Origin of the sequence: Streptococcus sp. 21.1 (genome assembly GCF_016648635.1) — a bacterium.
Classification (GTDB): Bacteria; Bacillota; Bacilli; order Lactobacillales; family Streptococcaceae; genus Streptococcus.
Genome location: NZ_JACLQL010000011.1, coordinates 1 through 15553, shown reverse-complemented (window position 1 = coordinate 15553; position 15553 = coordinate 1). Strand labels below are relative to the sequence as shown.

The following is a 15553-nucleotide window of genomic DNA, read 5'->3' as shown; positions in this document are numbered from 1 at the left end:
TTTTTTAGTTTCATAAAAATCGCTTGGTGTTTCTTATGAAACTAATGTTAACTTAATCTTTTTTGTAAGACAAGGGAATTTCCGGCAATCCTCGTAAACGGTAATTTTTTCATCATGAATGGTCAGATTTTTTCAGAAATTTGAGAAAAACATTTTCTAATTTCATTAAATATTCACTTGGTTAAGCCTACTTAAAATAACAAAAATAAATCCCAAATAATGAAAATCGATCACCTAAATTGCCCATACGATGAGAGTAAAAAACCACCTCTCATACAAGGCGAGAAATGGTTTGTTTATCGATTTTTAGTATCTAAAATAATGGTCACAGGGCCGTCATTAACCAGACTAACCTGCATATCTGCACCAAAGCGTCCTCTTTCTACAGGAACATGTGTTGACAAGGATTGATTGAAATCGTCATAGAACTGGCTAGCCATGTCAGGCTTTGCAGCTCCCGTAAATGCTGGTCTATTCCCTTTTTTCGTATCTGCAAAAAGCGTAAACTGAGAAATCGACAAAATCTGGCCATCAATATCCTTAACAGAAAAATTCATCTTGCCCTCTTCATCTGAAAAAATACGCATATTGACAATCTTACGAACTGCATACTCTAGGTCCTCTTTGGTATCCTCTGGACCAACTCCGACCAAGAGTAAGAGCCCCTGTTTAATAGCACCAACCGTAGAATCCTCAATAACCACAGAAGCACTTTGCACGCGCTGAATTACAATCTTCATCGCAGTAACTCCTTACCCATTCGTACGTTTAACACTGTAAACGTCAGGGATAATTTTAATCTTATCCACAAGACCAGTCAATTCAATAAGGTTTGCAATTTCAAAGCTAACGTGAATATTGGCAAACTTCATGTCCTTAGTCGGTTGTGCATTGACCGTAGCAATGCTCTTGGTCGTATTTGACAAGATTTGAAGAACATCATTCAACAGACCAGAACGGTTAAGGCCATAGATGTCAATCTCTGCCAAATAAGATTTATTGGCATTACGTTCATCCCACTCCACTTCGATTAAACGTTGCTCATAACCTTCTTGACTCTTGATATTATTACAATCTGAACGGTGAATGGCGATTCCACGACCCTTGGTGATGTATCCTTCAATCTCGTCTCCAGGAACTGGGTTACAACACTTAGCGATACGCATGAGAAGACCTGAGGCACCTTGAATGATGACACCATTTTCACTCTTAACCTTGAGAACTTCTTTCTTCTCAGTCTTAACTTCGCCACCGTTCATTAGCTCTTCAGCTTCAGCTTTTGCCTTCGCACGCTCTTCCTCACGGCGTTCTTTTTCTGTCAAACGGTTGAAAACAGCAGCAGCACTAATTTCACCAAAACCAACAGCGGCATAGAGAGCTTCTTCACTACGCACACTCATACGAGGGAGAATTTCCTCAATATGTTTCTTGTCTAGGTACTTATTGGCAACATAGCCATGCTCTTGGAAGTAGGCAATCAAAAGCTCACGACCCTTGGTGATAGAGGCTTCCTTGTCCTGATTTTTAAAGAATTGACGAATTTTATTTCTGGCCTTGGTGGTCTTAACCATCTTAATCCAGTCACGGCTAGGGCCAAAGGAATTGGCATTGGTGACAATCTCAACCACATCCCCTGTCTTAAGTTTGGCAGTCAAGGGCACCATACGACCATTAACCTTAGCACCTGTGGCCTTCTCACCGACTTGAGTATGGATGGCATAGGCAAAGTCAATAGGTCCTGAATCTTTAGGCAATTCCTGAACAGCACCATTTGGCGTAAAAACATAAATACGCTCTGAGAAGATATCCTCTTTAACAGAGTCAACAAACCCCATAGCATCACCATTTGAGGCGTCTTGAAGTTCAACAAGATCTTTAATCCAGTTCATTCCTAAAGCAGACTCTTTCGAATCTACCTTGCCCTTGATACCTTTCTTGTAAGCCCAGTGAGCTGCAACCCCGTATTCGGCAACTTGGTGCATTTCCTTGGTACGGATTTGGATTTCAATAGGTCCTTTTGGCCCATAAACCGTTGTATGGATAGACTGGTAACCATTGGATTTAGGATTGGCAATATAGTCTTTAAAACGGCCAGGCATCGGACGCCAGAGTTCATGGATGTATCCCAACATGGCGTAAACATCACTATGCGTCTCCATGACACAACGGATGGCAATCAAATCATAAATTTGATCAAAGCGCTTTTTCTTGTCGCGCATCTTACGGTAAATAGAGTAGATATGCTTTGGACGACCATACACATCACCAACAAGTCCTTGTTCAGCTGTATAGGTCTTAATTTTATCGACAATCTCGTCCACAAGTTCCTCACGCTCACGACGTTTTTCCTTCATCATGTGAGAAATCTTGTAGAATTCCACCTCATTAAGGTAACGGAAGGCCATATCTTCCAGTTCCCATTTGATACGGCTAATACCTAAACGGTGGGCCAAAGGAGCATAGATTTCCATAGTTTCGCGAGAAATGCGCTCTTGCTTATCCTTACGAAGATGCTTAAGGGTACGCATATTGTGCAAACGGTCGGCCAATTTAACCAAGATGACACGGATATCCTTAGACATGGCCATAAGCATCTTACGGTGATTTTCAGCCAACTGCTCCTCATGGGACTTGTACTCAACCTTACCAAGTTTAGTAACACCGTCCACGATATTTCGTACATCTGTGCCAAAATCCGCTTCCAAATCATCAAGCGTTTTTTCGGTGTCTTCAACGACATCGTGTAAGAAACCACAGGCTACTGTCACTGCATCAAGATGGAGATCTGCCAAGATACCTGCCACTTGAATAGGGTGAATAATATAAGGTTCTCCTGACTGACGAAATTGCCCACTATGAGCATCTGTCGCATAATGCCAGGCTTTTTCAACTAATTTCAAATCATCTGCTGACATGTAGGCCGAGCAAATGTCTAAAATTTCTTCTCCTGTTACATTTTTATCTTTAGCCATGATTTCTTCCTTCGCTTCTTTTAATAACCTTTATTTTATCACTTTTACAAGTAAAGAAAAAGAGCTAGATAGGCAATTCTTAAGCGCAAGGAGCTAACTTGAAAAGCACAATATCTTGTGTTAGAATGATTGAACAAACACAAGATATAGATAGAAAGAGGATGCTTATGTCTCAACTTACCCTCGTTTATATTAGTCTAAGCGGTAATACCCAAAGCTTTGTCAAACGTATGTCTGACTATCTATCCCTCAACCACGGGATTGAATGTCGCCAAATCAATATTAAAGAGCTTAATCATGAAACCTTCCAAGTAGATGAACCCTTTGTCGCACTCTTGCCAACCTACCTTGAAGGAGGAAATGGCGTTGACAATGGAGATGTTGAAATCCTAACCAATCCACTGGGAGACTTTATCGCAGCCCATGACAATCACAAACGTTGCTTTGGTATCATCGGTTCTGGTAACCGTAACTTCAATAACCAGTACTGCCTAACCGCCAAACAGTACAGTCAACGTTTTGGCTTCCCAATGTTGGGAGACTTCGAGCTACGCGGTACACAGTCTGATATCGAGCGTCTGGCACCTATTATTCTAGAAGCACAAAAGAACTTTAACCAACTCTAAAACTACAGCAAAAAAGCCCTAATAGGGGCTTTTTCCTTCGCTTAATTTTTTTCGTATTTTTTGATTCCAAAGAATCCAGCCAAGGTCATAAGAACCATACCAGTTAAAGTTGCTGACATAGATTCGTCTGAACCAGTGTTTGGCAAGCTCTTGGCTGAGCTTGAAGGTTGAGTTTCTTGCACTTGAGCTTGAGGTAAGATAACGACTTGAGCGTTTGACAATTGGATAGCTGAAGCAGGTTTAGCCATGCTAGCAACTGCAGTAGCATTTGGTTTCACATGCTTAGTTTGGTCTGCCATCTCAACACCTTTTGGTGACTTCTCAGATTCTTTCTTAGTCGTATCCTCAACTTGATTTGCCTTTTCCTTAACAACAAAGCGGTACTCTGCAAATCCTGCTTGTGTTGATGGTCCTACATAACTAATGGCATCCTGACCAGCAAGGTGGGCACGTGCATTGTCAGATGAGGCAAAACGGATATCTGCATTCGTAATATTAGGAACGAAACTCCAATTTCCATCAGCAGTTGGGTTAATCGTTTTCTCACTAACGATATAATCAATGATTGCCTGACGATTCTCAAGATTGAGGAGACGTTTTTCTGCAGCATCCTTAACACCAGGGAAGTTACCAGTCGCACGATAGTTGTTAGTCACGACAAGGAAAGTCTGATTCAAATCAATGGGTTTACCTTGATAAGTCAAGTCACGAACACGACTAGCATCTGGGTTAGCCAACTTACCTTCACGATCGTATTTGTTAGGTTGTGTCAAATCAAACTTATAAGTCAACCCATCAATCACATCGTAATTGTATGAGCGATAGCTACTATTAATGAGTTGTTGTGGCTCTTTGCTATTAGGATCAATTTGATTGAACTGTCCTGCAGACATTTCCAACCATTCTTTTATTTGTGCACCAGTCACCTTGAGTAGGGCAGTAACATTGTCGTAGAGGTAGAGGTCCGCGACATTCTTAATGGCTAATGGTCCTGCTGGAATATCGGTATAGTAGGTCGCATCCCCACGAGTCCCCGCCTTGAAAGGTGCTGCAGCTGAGAGGAGTGGAAGATTCGCATCTGCTGTTCCAGCTACTTGTTTTTTAGCATACCATAGTTGTGCATTATTAACGATTTGAATAGATGGATCGTCCTGAACCTGAGCAAAGTAGCTAGTGATTGGTGCAGTAGTCTCACCAACTTCCTTACGAACATAGTTGATTGTTCCATTATGGTCATGAGCAGCCATATTAATTAAATCCTTGTCCGCAACATCTGACTTAGTATCAATCTTTTCAAGCTTGGCCTTACTGTTAACAACTTTCCATTTACCATCCGTGTAAGTCAATTTGACATCCATGATGCCTAGATGATCTCCGAATTTACCAGCCATAACCACAGGTTTCCCATTGATGAGACCATTGACATCATCTACACCAGGGTATTTCGCATAAAAACTTGTACCATCCCCATTTGGGAAATCCGCATGAGAATGCCCTGTCGCAACAGCATCAACACCTTCGATACCAGCAATTTGGTAACCTTCATTTTCCTCATTCTTAGTGTATTCATTGTCACCAATACCAGAGTGAGCAGCAACAAGGATAAAGTCAGCTCCTGCAGCCTTCATCTTAGGAACGATAGCCTTAACAGCCTCCATTGGATCGTCAACAGTTACCTTACCTTCAAGATTGGCCTTATCCCAAACCAAAATCTGTGTTGGAAGGACACCTGTAATACCGATTTTTAGCGTTACCTGTTTGCCATCTGTATCAGTAAAGGTCTTGTTAACAATCTTATAAGGGTTGTAATAGTAGTCACCTGTCTGAGCATTACGCACATTGGCATTGATAATGTTAATCTTAGCAGCCTTAACCATACGATCCAAAAATTCTAGACCATAGTTAAACTCGTGGTTTCCAAGTGTTTCGGCATCGTAGCCCAGCATCTCAAAGGCTTTGTACATAGGGTGAGTCTCACCTTGGGCAACAGGGTCAATCAAAGCCTTATAAGTCCCAAAAGGAGTTCCCTGAATCGTATCCCCACTGTCCACTAAGACCGTATTGGGATTAGTTTCACGGGCTTTTTTGATAAGGACAGCAGTTTTAGACAAACCAACTGTTTGAGACGGCTTATCTTGATAATAATCATAGTTAACCAAGTTGGTATGAAGGTCTGTTGTTGACAAAATCTGCATATCAACGGTCTGCCCCTCATGAGCAGGCTCTGTAACAGTTTCAGCCTGTACTGGCACCGCTGGTGTCACCTGATTGGCATTCGTCAAAACAGCACTGGCTTCTTGACTTGATTGGGCCGTCGAGGTATTAGCTGATGACTCTGCAGATGCATTTGTCGCTACTGTTGTTGATGTAGGAGATACAGTCTCTGTTCCTCCTTGAACAGCTGTTCCCGCAGTTCCTTGTACTGATACGGTAGCAGCTCCACTATCTGTCACAGTTTCTGTAGAAGTAGTTGGTACTGGTGCCGTTGCCTCATCAGCTTGACCTAGGACTTGTGGCACAGTCAAAAGAGCAAAAAGGCCCAAAACCACGGCAGATTGAGTCACATAACGATTCGTTTTCATTAAAAATCTTCCCCTTTTATAAAGATAGTACAATTATATTAAATCTAAATAAGATTATCAACTTTTTTAGAAATGCTCGATTTGTCATACAAAACTAATGGCTCGATGCAATCTTAGCTTAAAAGTGTCAAATACAAAAAAAGTTGGAACAAGGCCAACTTTCTCTTACTTATTCAATTCCAAGGCATAACTGACACTACTCAAAGCGTAGAGAGGAGCGGTTTCCGTCCGCATAATGCGCGGTCCAAGGCCAATTTTAACGCCACCAGCTTCTTCAAATGCATCAATCTCAGACGGAGAAATACCACCTTCTGGTCCAAAGATAAAGAGAATTTTCTGACCATTCTCTACCTGAGCCAACTCACGAGCTAGAGTAGCCAACTCACCTGCTTTGGCTGTTTCCTCATAGGCGATAAAAATCTTATCAAAATTATCTAATTCTGATAGAAATTCCCCTTTTTTCTCGAACAATCTGACTTCTGGCACACGATTACGCTTGGATTGTTCTGCAGCTCCTAGAGCAATTTTGGCAAGCTTATCTTCCTTCTTGGCTAGCTTCTTACCATCCCACTTAACCACAGACCAGTCGGCAGGGAAGGCCCAAATAGCCTGAGCTCCAAGCTCTGTTGCCTTTTGTGTCACCAACTCCAGTTTATCTCCCTTGGGAAAACCTGAGGCAATGCTTACAGATACAGGCATCTCGACATTATCAGTTAAATCTTCAATCACTTCAAAGACGTGATTCTCACGGTCAGTCACACGCGCAAGACGCTTGATACCATCTTCAAAAACCAAGACAACCTGATCATCCTCTGTTAAACGCATAACGTTAAACATATGCTTCACAGTATCCTTGTCTTTGATAATTACTGGATTTTCAACCTGCCCCTTTATAAAATACTGTTGCATTTAGCCTCCAATCACACCTGAAATATCATCTGTCTTCTTGAAGACACAGGCATTCCACTCTCCCTGAACCATGTGAGTTTCTAGGAAGAAACCAGCTTTCTCAGCCGATTCACGCACCATATCCCATTTTTCAGAGATAATCCCTGACATAATCAAATAACCTTCATCCTTAACCAAACGGTCGGCATCTTCTGTCAGGTGGATGAGAATATCCGCCAGAATATTAGCCACGATAACATCAGCTTCTTGCGTCACGCCCTTCAAAAGATCTCCCGCAGCAACATGAATATTTTCCATACCAGGATTCATATCAATGTTTTCCTGTGCCACTCGAACCGCTACATCGTCAAGGTCATAAGCGTAGATTTCCTTGGCACCAAGCAGAGAGCTAGCAATCGAGAGGACTCCTGAACCAGTCCCCACATCAATCACCGTCTCACCACCACGAAGCACCTGCTCCAAGGCAAAGAGGCTCATCTTAGTTGTTGGATGTGTTCCTGTCCCAAAGGCCATACCAGGATCCAACTTAATGATCTTTTCCCCCTCTGATGCCTCATAATCCGTCCATGACGGTACGATAGTCAGGTCATGGGTAATGCGAGCTGGTTCATAGTATTTTTTCCAATTCTCAGCCCAATCTTCTTCAACCAATTCTTGAGTAGCTAAGTGAATATCTCCAGTTTCAAGACCAAAATCTGTCAACTCAGCCAAACGCTCATTGACCTGCTTAGTAATGGCCTCGATATCTGCTGACTCTGGATAATAAGCCGTAATTTTAACCGTTTCAACCTGCTCAACCTCAGGATAAAGTTCCCCAAAACGGTCCGCATTTTCCAAATAATCTGCACTATCATCAATAGCCACACCCTGGCTCCCAGACTCAATTAAAATATTAGAAGCCGCTTCTTCGACCTCACGATTAACTTCAATCGTTAATTCTTGCCATTTGTCCATTTATTTCTCTGTTTCCTTTCCTACTAAATAGTCTTTAAAGCGTTCCTGCAACTGGGCAATGACACCTTCTGCTTTTATAAAATCCTCTACAGGCATTAGTTTAAATTCCTGTCCCTCGTCACCAAAACGAATCTCACGATACTGCTCTTGGCTAATTTGGCCAACCACAAAGACAGCTGACCTATCTTTATCCAACATACTAGGATAGATTTTCGACCAAATAATCGATTCCTCTTTCAAAGTCAAGCCCAGCTCCTCCCAGACCTCACGTTGAAGACATTCAAGAGGCGTTTCTTGACCTTCTCTTCCACCACCTGGCAACTCCCATGTATTTGGCCAAGGAATATCTGGTTTATTATCTCTGAGAATGACCAAAATACTTTGCTCTACGAGTAAGGCAGCCTTAACACCTGTAAAATCGAACTGATCTTTTAAATAAGCATCCATCCCTTTTCGCTCCCTTTAATACCTTGGATAAGCAAAAAATTCCTTCTCTTCAAGTTGAGCTTTCCCTTTTTCGAAAGCTTCTTTGTCCCAAACCAAACCGAATTCCTCAGGTCCATCATCAGATAGAAAATCCATCAAGTCACTCAATCCTTCTGTTGCCACCTCATTCAAGGTCTCCGCAAAATAGGACAAAAACTCACGAGATAGACCTTTCTTAGGTTCATATGGAATTGTCACTAGGTAGTCCTCTTCATCAAAACGTGATTTTGCTGGATTGTAAAAGAGCACGTAATCCTCAAAAATGACATCTTCATCAGACACTTCACCCTTATCATCAATAGTCTCGACATTGCTACTGTTTTGCGCTTCCAGGATAAACGTTACTTCCACAGCATGATTCTTTTTATCCCAGTCCATAGCAAAATCATAGTCCAAGTGCTTATCCAGTTCTTCTTCTAATACTGACAAAAAGCCAAATTTAGCCATTTGTTTTCCTCGTTCTTTCTTATTATTCCCTTTATTTTAGCATAAAAGGAACTAATAAAAAACAGAGTAGGCTATCCCACTCTGTCTTAGATAATTATTTAGCATTTTCAACTGCTGCTGTCACAAAGGCACTGTAAAGTTCTTCCGCATGGTTTGGACGGCTATGATATTCTGGGTGGTATTGCGCTGCCACAAAGAATTTCTTGTCTGGGAGTTCTACAACTTCCATCAAACGATTATCTGGTGACACACCTGAGAATACAAAGCCCTCAGCCTCAAACTGTTCACGGAACTTAGTATTAAATTCATAACGGTGACGGTGACGACGTTGAACAACTTCTTGGTTGCCATAAGCTGCAGCTGCCTTAGAACCTGGTTTCAACTTACATGGGTAAAGACCAAGACGAAGAGTACCACCCATGTCTTCAATGTCAATTTGATCACGCATAATATCGATAATTGGATATTTTGTGTTTGGATCAAGCTCAGCTGAATTAGCGCCATCCAAGTGAAGAATGTGGCGAGCAAACTCAATACATGTCAATTGCATACCGAGACAGACACCCAACATTGGCACATCATTCTCACGTGCATAACGAATAGCTTGAATCTTACCTTCAGTACCACGTTGACCGAAACCACCAGGAACAATAATACCATCAGCATCAGCCAAACGAGAAGCAACATTTTCAGCAGTCAAATCATTAGCATTGACCCAGTCAATATCAATGGCAGTATCATTTGCCAAACCTGAGTGTTTTAGTGCCTCAACTACTGACAAGTAAGCATCGTGAAGCTCCACATACTTACCAACAAGAGCAATTTTAGTTGTTTTCTTAAGGTTAAGCACCTTATCAACCATAGCAGACCACTCTGTCATATCTGCAGCTGGAGCATCCAGTTTCAAATGATCACAAACGATTTGATCCATACCTTGAGCCTGCATATTAAGTGGCACTTGATAGATATGTTCCACGTCGAGTGATTCGATAACAGCCTCAGGTGCAACATCACAGAACTGAGCTAATTTATTCTTGATTCCTTGACCAGCAGGTTGTTCTGTACGAATAACCAACATATTTGGTTGGATACCCAAACCACGCAATTCCTTAACAGAGTGTTGCGTTGGCTTTGTCTTCATTTCACCAGCAGCCTTCAAATAAGGAAGAAGCGTTGTGTGGATATACATAACGTTGTCAGAGCCCACATCAGCCTTCATTTGACGAAGAGCTTCAAGGAATGGAAGACTTTCAATATCACCAACCGTACCACCAACTTCAGTGATAATGACATCTGAATCAGTTGTTGTCGCTGCGCGCTTAATCTTGTCTTTCAAAGCATCTGTGATATGCGGAATCACCTGAACAGTCGCACCAAGATACTCTCCTTTACGTTCCTTACGCAAAACTTCGCTATAAATCTTACCAGTAGTCACGTTAGAGTATTTATTAAGATTGATATCAATAAAACGTTCGTAGTGACCAAGGTCAAGGTCAGTTTCAGTACCATCATCAGTGACATAAACTTCACCGTGTTGGTAAGGACTCATTGTTCCTGGGTCAATATTGATGTAAGGATCAAATTTTTGAATCGTAACCTTAAGACCACGGTTCTTAAGCAAACGCCCAAGACTTGCAGCTACAATCCCTTTACCAATTGAAGATACCACACCACCAGTGACGAAAATATATTTTGTCATGTTAACTCCTTATAATATAATTCAAAACAACTACAGATAGCAGATTGGTTACCCACTCAGATAATCACGATAGTCCTTTCCTAGTACCTGATGGGTGCCGTACAAAGTACCTCACCTTAGACAAGTCCAGTAAATGACTAAAAACAAAAATGACCCCCAAGAGTTTTACTCTGGGAGCCTTAATCATGACCTCTTCAAAAGAGGTGCCCGATAAATAGTCTAAACTATCCAAGACCATTTGTCAATGAAAACTTAGTCGTTTGACTCATCCTCATAGTCATCGTCATCATCTTCTTCTGACAACTCAACATCATCCAAATCATCATCTGGAATAATTTCATTCAACTCAGAGTCATAAGATTCCACTTCGGCTTTCTCATCATCTTCGCTATCGTCGTCATATTCAAGACTATCAGAATCAGGTGTAAAGTTCTCGTCTTCTGGATCATCGTCATTATAATCGATGGCATCTTCATCACCATCCATGAAGGCATTAACTTTCTTGTTCTTACGTTTTGGTGCATTTTCATCAGTATCTTCCAATGTGATGACCTCTTCATCGATTTCATCAATTGCATACCATGAACGCAAGCCCCATTTGTTATCACCTAGTGGAATGAAACTTCCATCCGTATTCAAATCTGAATAAAAGAATGGCAAAGCATTGCGGATATCAGCATCCGATTTTTCTAAGTAATTTTGAATTTCATTGACCAAATCATTGAAATACATTTCATTATCACGACCACGTGTTTCTAAGATAGCACGGGCCACTTCAATCATTGATAATTCACTTTTTTCTTGTCCAGCAAATACGTCTAGTTCCAAAGTGGTTCTCCTTCATTCTTACTCAAGCTAGTTTCTATCAGAAATAGCTCAGCAATCAATTTTTCGCTACCTTTTATTTTACGCTAAAAAGAGTCAATAGTCAAAGTATTTATAGAAGAAAAAATCAAGTCTCAACAGAAACTTGATTTTAGTCATATTATTTAACTTTTGCTGTGCTTGTAATAACTTCAACAGCTTTCTTCATAGTGATATCGTGTTTAAGCATTTCAGGTGAAAGAAGTGCAGAAACTTGTGATACTTCCATGTTGTACTCAGCTGCAAGATCATTAATTTCTTTTTGGATTTCTTCTTCTGTAGCATCGAATCCTTCAGCAGCAGCAACAGCTTCGATAACAAGGTTAGTTTTCACACGTTTGTCAGCGTCAGCTTCATATTGTTTGTGAAGATCTTCTTGAGTTGTACCAGTGATTTGGAAGTACATTTCAGGAGAGATACCTTGACGTTGCATGTTGCCCATGAATTCGTTCATAGCACGGTGAACTTCGTCTTCAACCATTTCTGCTGGCAATTCAACGATTTCAGCGTTTTCAACAGCCAAATCAAGTGCAGCACCTTCAACAGCGTCATCAAATGCGATTTCTTTAGCTGCTTCAAGTTCTTTACGGTATTTAGCTTTCAACTCATCAAGAGTTTCAACTTCATCGTCAAGATCTTTAGCCAACTCATCATCAAGAGCTGGAACTTCTTTAGCTTTAACTTCGTTAACTTTAGTAACAAATACAGCAGCTTTACCTGCAAGGTCAGCAGCTTGATAGTCTTCTGGGAAAGTTACTTTAACTTCTACTTCATCACCAGCTTTTGCTCCAACCAATTGGTCTTCGAAACCTGGGATAAATTGACCTGAACCAAGTTCAAGAGAGTGGTTTTCACCTTTACCACCATCAAATTCAACACCGTCTACTGAACCAACAAAGTCGATAACAACAGTGTCGCCATTTTCAGCTGCACCTTCTTTAACAACCAATTCAGACAAGTTTTTGCGTTCGCTTTCAAGCTTAGCATCAACTTCTTCATCAGTAACTTCTTTAGAAGCTTCAACTGAAACTTCAAGATCTTTATATGCACCAAGTTTTACTTCAGGTTTTGTAACAACTTCTGCAGTAAGTGTCCAATCTTGACCTTTTTCAATTGATTTTACATCAATTTTTGGTTGTGCAACAACATCAAGACCAAGTTCAGCAATCGCTGCTTCATAAGCTGCTGGAAGAATTGCATTCAAAGCATCGTCGTAAAGAGCTTCTTCACCAAATTTTTGGTTAAATACGGCACGAGGCATGTGTCCTTTACGGAAGCCTGGAGCGTTCAAATTCTTTTTAACCTTGTTAAATGCTTGATCCAAAGCTGGTTGAATTTTATCTTGACCGATAGTGAATGTCACCACACCACGGTTAGTGGCTGTGTTTTCAAATGATACAGACATGTAGTCATTCTCCTTAAAATTTTTTATAGATACAGTTTAGTTTACCATATTTCAAAGCCTTTTAAAAGTTTTTTTATCCAATTTAATCACAAGAAAATCGTTAGAAACTGCTACTTTATCAAAATTTTGATAAACTAGAACTATGAATATTTTACAAAGATACATCCAACAATTTAATTTTGAAGAGACCCTAATGGTACTCATTACGAAAGGGATTAAACTCCTTATTCTCCTCATCATCTTTCTTCTTAGTAAGAAGATTATCAACTTCCTTTTTAAACATACAGTGGGACGCTCTCTAGCTTGGACAATTCAAACACCTGCTCGACAAAAAACCATTGAACGATTACTACACAATTGCATGAACTACGTGCTATACTTCTTCCTTATTTACTGTCTTCTTAGTATCCTTGGGGTCCCAGTATCTAGCCTCCTTGCTGGGGCAGGACTTGCTGGAGTTGCTCTTGGTCTAGGAGCTCAGGGCTTCCTATCTGATGTCGTTAATGGTTTTTTCATATTGTTAGAAAACCAATTTGAAGTCGGTGACGCAGTTGAAGTAGGAGCCGTTACAGGCCTTGTTTCAACCGTAGGTATTCGAACTACTCAAATTCGAGGATTTGATGGAACCCTCCATTTTATACCTAACAGAAATATCACAATTGTATCCAACAAATCTCGAGGGGACATGAGAGCTCAAATTGATATCCCAGTCTATCCGTCAACCGATATCAATAAAGTGACAAGCATCATACAAGAAGTAAATCGAGAAAACATTGAAAACTATCCTCAAATCTGTGGAGCTCCAAATATCATTGGATTAAGCACAACTCCTTCTGGACAACTAGTATTTCGTATTGATATTTTTACGAAAAATGGACAACAAATTCATATCTATGCTGATTTCTTAAAACTTTACCAAGAAGCCCTAACCAAAGAAAATATTGAACTTCCAAGATTCATTGGGAACCCTATAGCAGTAAAATAAATTCTTTACACTACATTAAAAACACTTCAAAAGATAGATAACAGAAATCTACTTTCGAAGTGTTTTTTATGACTTTTACTCAATAATACTAGACTAGAATCTATATTCAAAATTAATCATCTTCATTATAAGGATCAAAATCTACCATCCAAAATTTTAACTCCCTGATCATCTTTTTTCGACCTCTAAAACATTCTCCAGCTAGCAGACGGTCTAACTTAGTAGCATCTTCCGAAGACAACTGATTACGGAAAGCATTAAGCTGCTCATCATAAACAAGCCTATCTACCGCATCTAACTCTTTATTCGGGAGACAAAAAGCAATATCTGAAATTTCGATATAACATTGTCGATTAGCTTGTCGTTTTACAGACTCCTGCCTTCTAACCTCATCATTAAGTCTATTCCTAAATTTCGTTTTAAAATATCGCCGTAACTTATCATCATCAGACTTTAATTCAGGAAACTTTTCTAAAAGCTGATAAAGCGTCATCATAGCTTCTTGCTCCATATCAGCTTGGTCCCAAAGTTGGATGAAATATTGTCTACTAGCCTTAAGTACAATCGGCCTTACAACTTCATATGCGTGAACAAAAACTTCTTGTTCCATTAAACCTCCTATAAATAGATAAAATATTTGTAATTAAAATAATTACGAAATCTATTATAAGAGATACATAAGAAATAAAATAGAGACATATATGTCACTATAAAAATGATAGACTCTATAATTTCTGTAGTGGGTAAAAACCACTGTAGAGATTATAGAGCTTTTTGAGTATACACAAAAAGTCCCATAAGAACTATAATGAAAAGCGACCAAACCATCATTAGGAAGAACTTATAAGACTTATTAAGAATACCACAGAATTAATCGGAAATAAAGAGTAAAATATTAAGGTTTCCCTTGTTTTTGAAACTGTCACTCATATCCAGATTTAAACAAAACTAGATTACCCTATACCACTATATCCACTCTAGATATTAGCTTTTCGCCACTCACTATAATTGATAAACAGATTAGTCAAAACCACCCTTGAGAACCGGTGGCTTGCTCTTCGGCTAAAAGCCTCTGCTACCGGCCGAGGCCTAAAGGCCTACCGAATGGTTTCCCTTCAGCACTACCTTTGCTAGCTGACCCGACTAGTGGGTCTCTTTAAGACTACTTTCTTTTATTCTTCTCACCTGTAAACAGATCATATTCCTCAAAAAGACTGAGCCGATCTGCTATCACGTCTTCTTGTAATTGATTACGAATATATTCTTCAAGTCACTTCTGATTTCGCCCAACCGTATCAACATAAAACCCTCGAAACCAAAATTTGCGATTTCCAGATTTATACTTTAAATTAGCGTGTCGATCAAATATCATTAAGCTACTTTTACCCTTTAAATATCCCATAAATGAGGAAATACTTAGTTTCGGTGGTATACTCACCAATTAGGGGGACTTTTTTGATACATCGCTAAAAGCTTTTCGGAACCACTAGCACAGCTAGTGGTTTTCGTAAAACAAAAAAACTAGACCTAGGTCTAGCAATAAGAATTATACTCCGCCAGTAGGACTCGAACCTACGACATCATGATTAACAGTCATGCGCTACTACCAACTGAGCTATGGCGG

Annotated in this window: 13 protein-coding genes, 1 tRNA gene and 1 pseudogene; 2 read left to right on the top strand and 13 right to left on the bottom strand. The window is 40.1% G+C overall.

Going from position 1 to position 15553, the window contains the following annotated elements; all coding sequences use genetic code 11:
* Nucleotides 1-296: 296 nt before the first annotated feature.
* Both dtd and H7U01_RS08165 read right to left on the bottom strand, forming a co-directional pair.
* On the bottom strand, nucleotides 297-740 hold the full coding sequence (gene dtd, locus H7U01_RS08170) for a D-aminoacyl-tRNA deacylase (RefSeq protein ID WP_073949396.1): 444 nt from the start codon (nucleotides 738-740) through the stop codon (nucleotides 297-299).
* A 12-nt stretch (nucleotides 741-752) separates the two neighbouring features.
* Complete coding sequence (locus H7U01_RS08165; RefSeq protein WP_045769199.1) at nucleotides 753-2972, bottom strand: RelA/SpoT family protein; 2220 nt, start codon at nucleotides 2970-2972, stop codon at nucleotides 753-755.
* A 167-nt stretch (nucleotides 2973-3139) separates the two neighbouring features.
* Here H7U01_RS08165 and nrdI point away from each other — a divergent pair, with 167 nt between their 5' ends.
* Nucleotides 3140-3598, top strand: a complete 459-nt coding sequence (gene nrdI / locus H7U01_RS08160) for a class Ib ribonucleoside-diphosphate reductase assembly flavoprotein NrdI (protein ID WP_073949410.1) — start codon at nucleotides 3140-3142, stop codon at nucleotides 3596-3598.
* A gap of 41 nt (nucleotides 3599-3639) precedes the next feature.
* Here the strand turns inward: nrdI and H7U01_RS08155 are convergent, their stop codons facing one another.
* The 8 genes from H7U01_RS08155 to tig all read right to left on the bottom strand — a co-directional run bounded on the left by H7U01_RS08155 (nucleotide 3640) and on the right by tig (nucleotide 12944).
* Nucleotides 3640-6180: a bifunctional 2',3'-cyclic-nucleotide 2'-phosphodiesterase/3'-nucleotidase gene (locus H7U01_RS08155; protein WP_201041425.1), complete on the bottom strand. Its 2541-nt coding sequence runs from the start codon at nucleotides 6178-6180 to the stop codon at nucleotides 3640-3642.
* Nucleotides 6181-6345: 165 nt separating this feature from the next.
* On the bottom strand, nucleotides 6346-7089 hold the full coding sequence (locus tag H7U01_RS08150; protein ID WP_037598886.1) for a 16S rRNA (uracil(1498)-N(3))-methyltransferase: 744 nt from the start codon (nucleotides 7087-7089) through the stop codon (nucleotides 6346-6348).
* Nucleotides 7090-8043 carry a 50S ribosomal protein L11 methyltransferase gene (prmA, locus tag H7U01_RS08145; RefSeq protein ID WP_037598885.1) on the bottom strand — a complete coding sequence of 318 codons (954 nt, stop codon included), beginning with the start codon at nucleotides 8041-8043 and terminating at the stop codon, nucleotides 7090-7092.
* Nucleotides 8044-8490 (bottom strand): NUDIX hydrolase, encoded by a 447-nt coding sequence (locus tag H7U01_RS08140; protein WP_037604207.1) that lies wholly within the window; start codon nucleotides 8488-8490, stop codon nucleotides 8044-8046.
* A gap of 15 nt (nucleotides 8491-8505) precedes the next feature.
* Nucleotides 8506-8976: a DUF3013 family protein gene (locus H7U01_RS08135; protein WP_037598883.1), complete on the bottom strand. Its 471-nt coding sequence runs from the start codon at nucleotides 8974-8976 to the stop codon at nucleotides 8506-8508.
* A gap of 94 nt (nucleotides 8977-9070) precedes the next feature.
* Nucleotides 9071-10675: a CTP synthase gene (locus H7U01_RS08130; RefSeq protein ID WP_002889723.1), complete on the bottom strand. Its 1605-nt coding sequence runs from the start codon at nucleotides 10673-10675 to the stop codon at nucleotides 9071-9073.
* Nucleotides 10676-10927: 252 nt separating this feature from the next.
* A complete protein-coding gene (rpoE, locus tag H7U01_RS08125; protein ID WP_002885605.1) occupies nucleotides 10928-11503 on the bottom strand; it encodes a DNA-directed RNA polymerase subunit delta in 576 nt (191 codons plus the stop codon).
* Between the two features lie 157 nt (nucleotides 11504-11660).
* Nucleotides 11661-12944: a trigger factor gene (tig, locus tag H7U01_RS08120; protein WP_037598880.1), complete on the bottom strand. Its 1284-nt coding sequence runs from the start codon at nucleotides 12942-12944 to the stop codon at nucleotides 11661-11663.
* Between the two features lie 142 nt (nucleotides 12945-13086).
* On the opposite strand from tig, the gene H7U01_RS08115 reads away from it, so the two are divergent.
* Nucleotides 13087-13929: a mechanosensitive ion channel family protein gene (locus tag H7U01_RS08115; RefSeq protein ID WP_037598879.1), complete on the top strand. Its 843-nt coding sequence runs from the start codon at nucleotides 13087-13089 to the stop codon at nucleotides 13927-13929.
* Between the two features lie 112 nt (nucleotides 13930-14041).
* Here the strand turns inward: H7U01_RS08115 and H7U01_RS08110 are convergent, their stop codons facing one another.
* The 3 genes and pseudogenes from H7U01_RS08110 to H7U01_RS08100 form a co-directional block, all read right to left on the bottom strand.
* The gene (locus tag H7U01_RS08110) at nucleotides 14042-14539 is read right to left on the bottom strand and encodes a sigma factor (protein ID WP_021143466.1); all 498 of its coding nucleotides are present in this window, start codon (nucleotides 14537-14539) and stop codon (nucleotides 14042-14044) included.
* 552 nt (nucleotides 14540-15091) lie between these two features.
* Nucleotides 15092-15370: pseudogene (gene tnpA, locus H7U01_RS08105) on the bottom strand (IS200/IS605 family transposase); the annotation flags it as partial.
* A gap of 110 nt (nucleotides 15371-15480) precedes the next feature.
* A tRNA-Asn gene (locus H7U01_RS08100) sits at nucleotides 15481-15553 on the bottom strand.

What these genes read in the sequence shown, in the direction of transcription:
- dtd (WP_073949396.1), bottom strand. Translation starts at nt 740, where the DNA reads ATGAAGATTGTAATTCAGCGCGTGCAAAGTGCTTCTGTGGTTATTGAG.
- H7U01_RS08165 (WP_045769199.1), bottom strand. Translation starts at nt 2,972, where the DNA reads ATGGCTAAAGATAAAAATGTAACAGGAGAAGAAATTTTAGACATTTGC.
- nrdI (WP_073949410.1), top strand. Translation starts at nt 3,140, where the DNA reads ATGTCTCAACTTACCCTCGTTTATATTAGTCTAAGCGGTAATACCCAA.
- H7U01_RS08155 (WP_201041425.1), bottom strand. Translation starts at nt 6,180, where the DNA reads ATGAAAACGAATCGTTATGTGACTCAATCTGCCGTGGTTTTGGGCCTT.
- H7U01_RS08150 (WP_037598886.1), bottom strand. Translation starts at nt 7,089, where the DNA reads ATGCAACAGTATTTTATAAAGGGGCAGGTTGAAAATCCAGTAATTATC.
- prmA (WP_037598885.1), bottom strand. Translation starts at nt 8,043, where the DNA reads ATGGACAAATGGCAAGAATTAACGATTGAAGTTAATCGTGAGGTCGAA.
- H7U01_RS08140 (WP_037604207.1), bottom strand. Translation starts at nt 8,490, where the DNA reads ATGGATGCTTATTTAAAAGATCAGTTCGATTTTACAGGTGTTAAGGCT.
- H7U01_RS08135 (WP_037598883.1), bottom strand. Translation starts at nt 8,976, where the DNA reads ATGGCTAAATTTGGCTTTTTGTCAGTATTAGAAGAAGAACTGGATAAG.
- H7U01_RS08130 (WP_002889723.1), bottom strand. Translation starts at nt 10,675, where the DNA reads ATGACAAAATATATTTTCGTCACTGGTGGTGTGGTATCTTCAATTGGT.
- tig (WP_037598880.1), bottom strand. Translation starts at nt 12,944, where the DNA reads ATGTCTGTATCATTTGAAAACACAGCCACTAACCGTGGTGTGGTGACA.
- H7U01_RS08115 (WP_037598879.1), top strand. Translation starts at nt 13,087, where the DNA reads ATGAATATTTTACAAAGATACATCCAACAATTTAATTTTGAAGAGACC.
- H7U01_RS08110 (WP_021143466.1), bottom strand. Translation starts at nt 14,539, where the DNA reads ATGGAACAAGAAGTTTTTGTTCACGCATATGAAGTTGTAAGGCCGATT.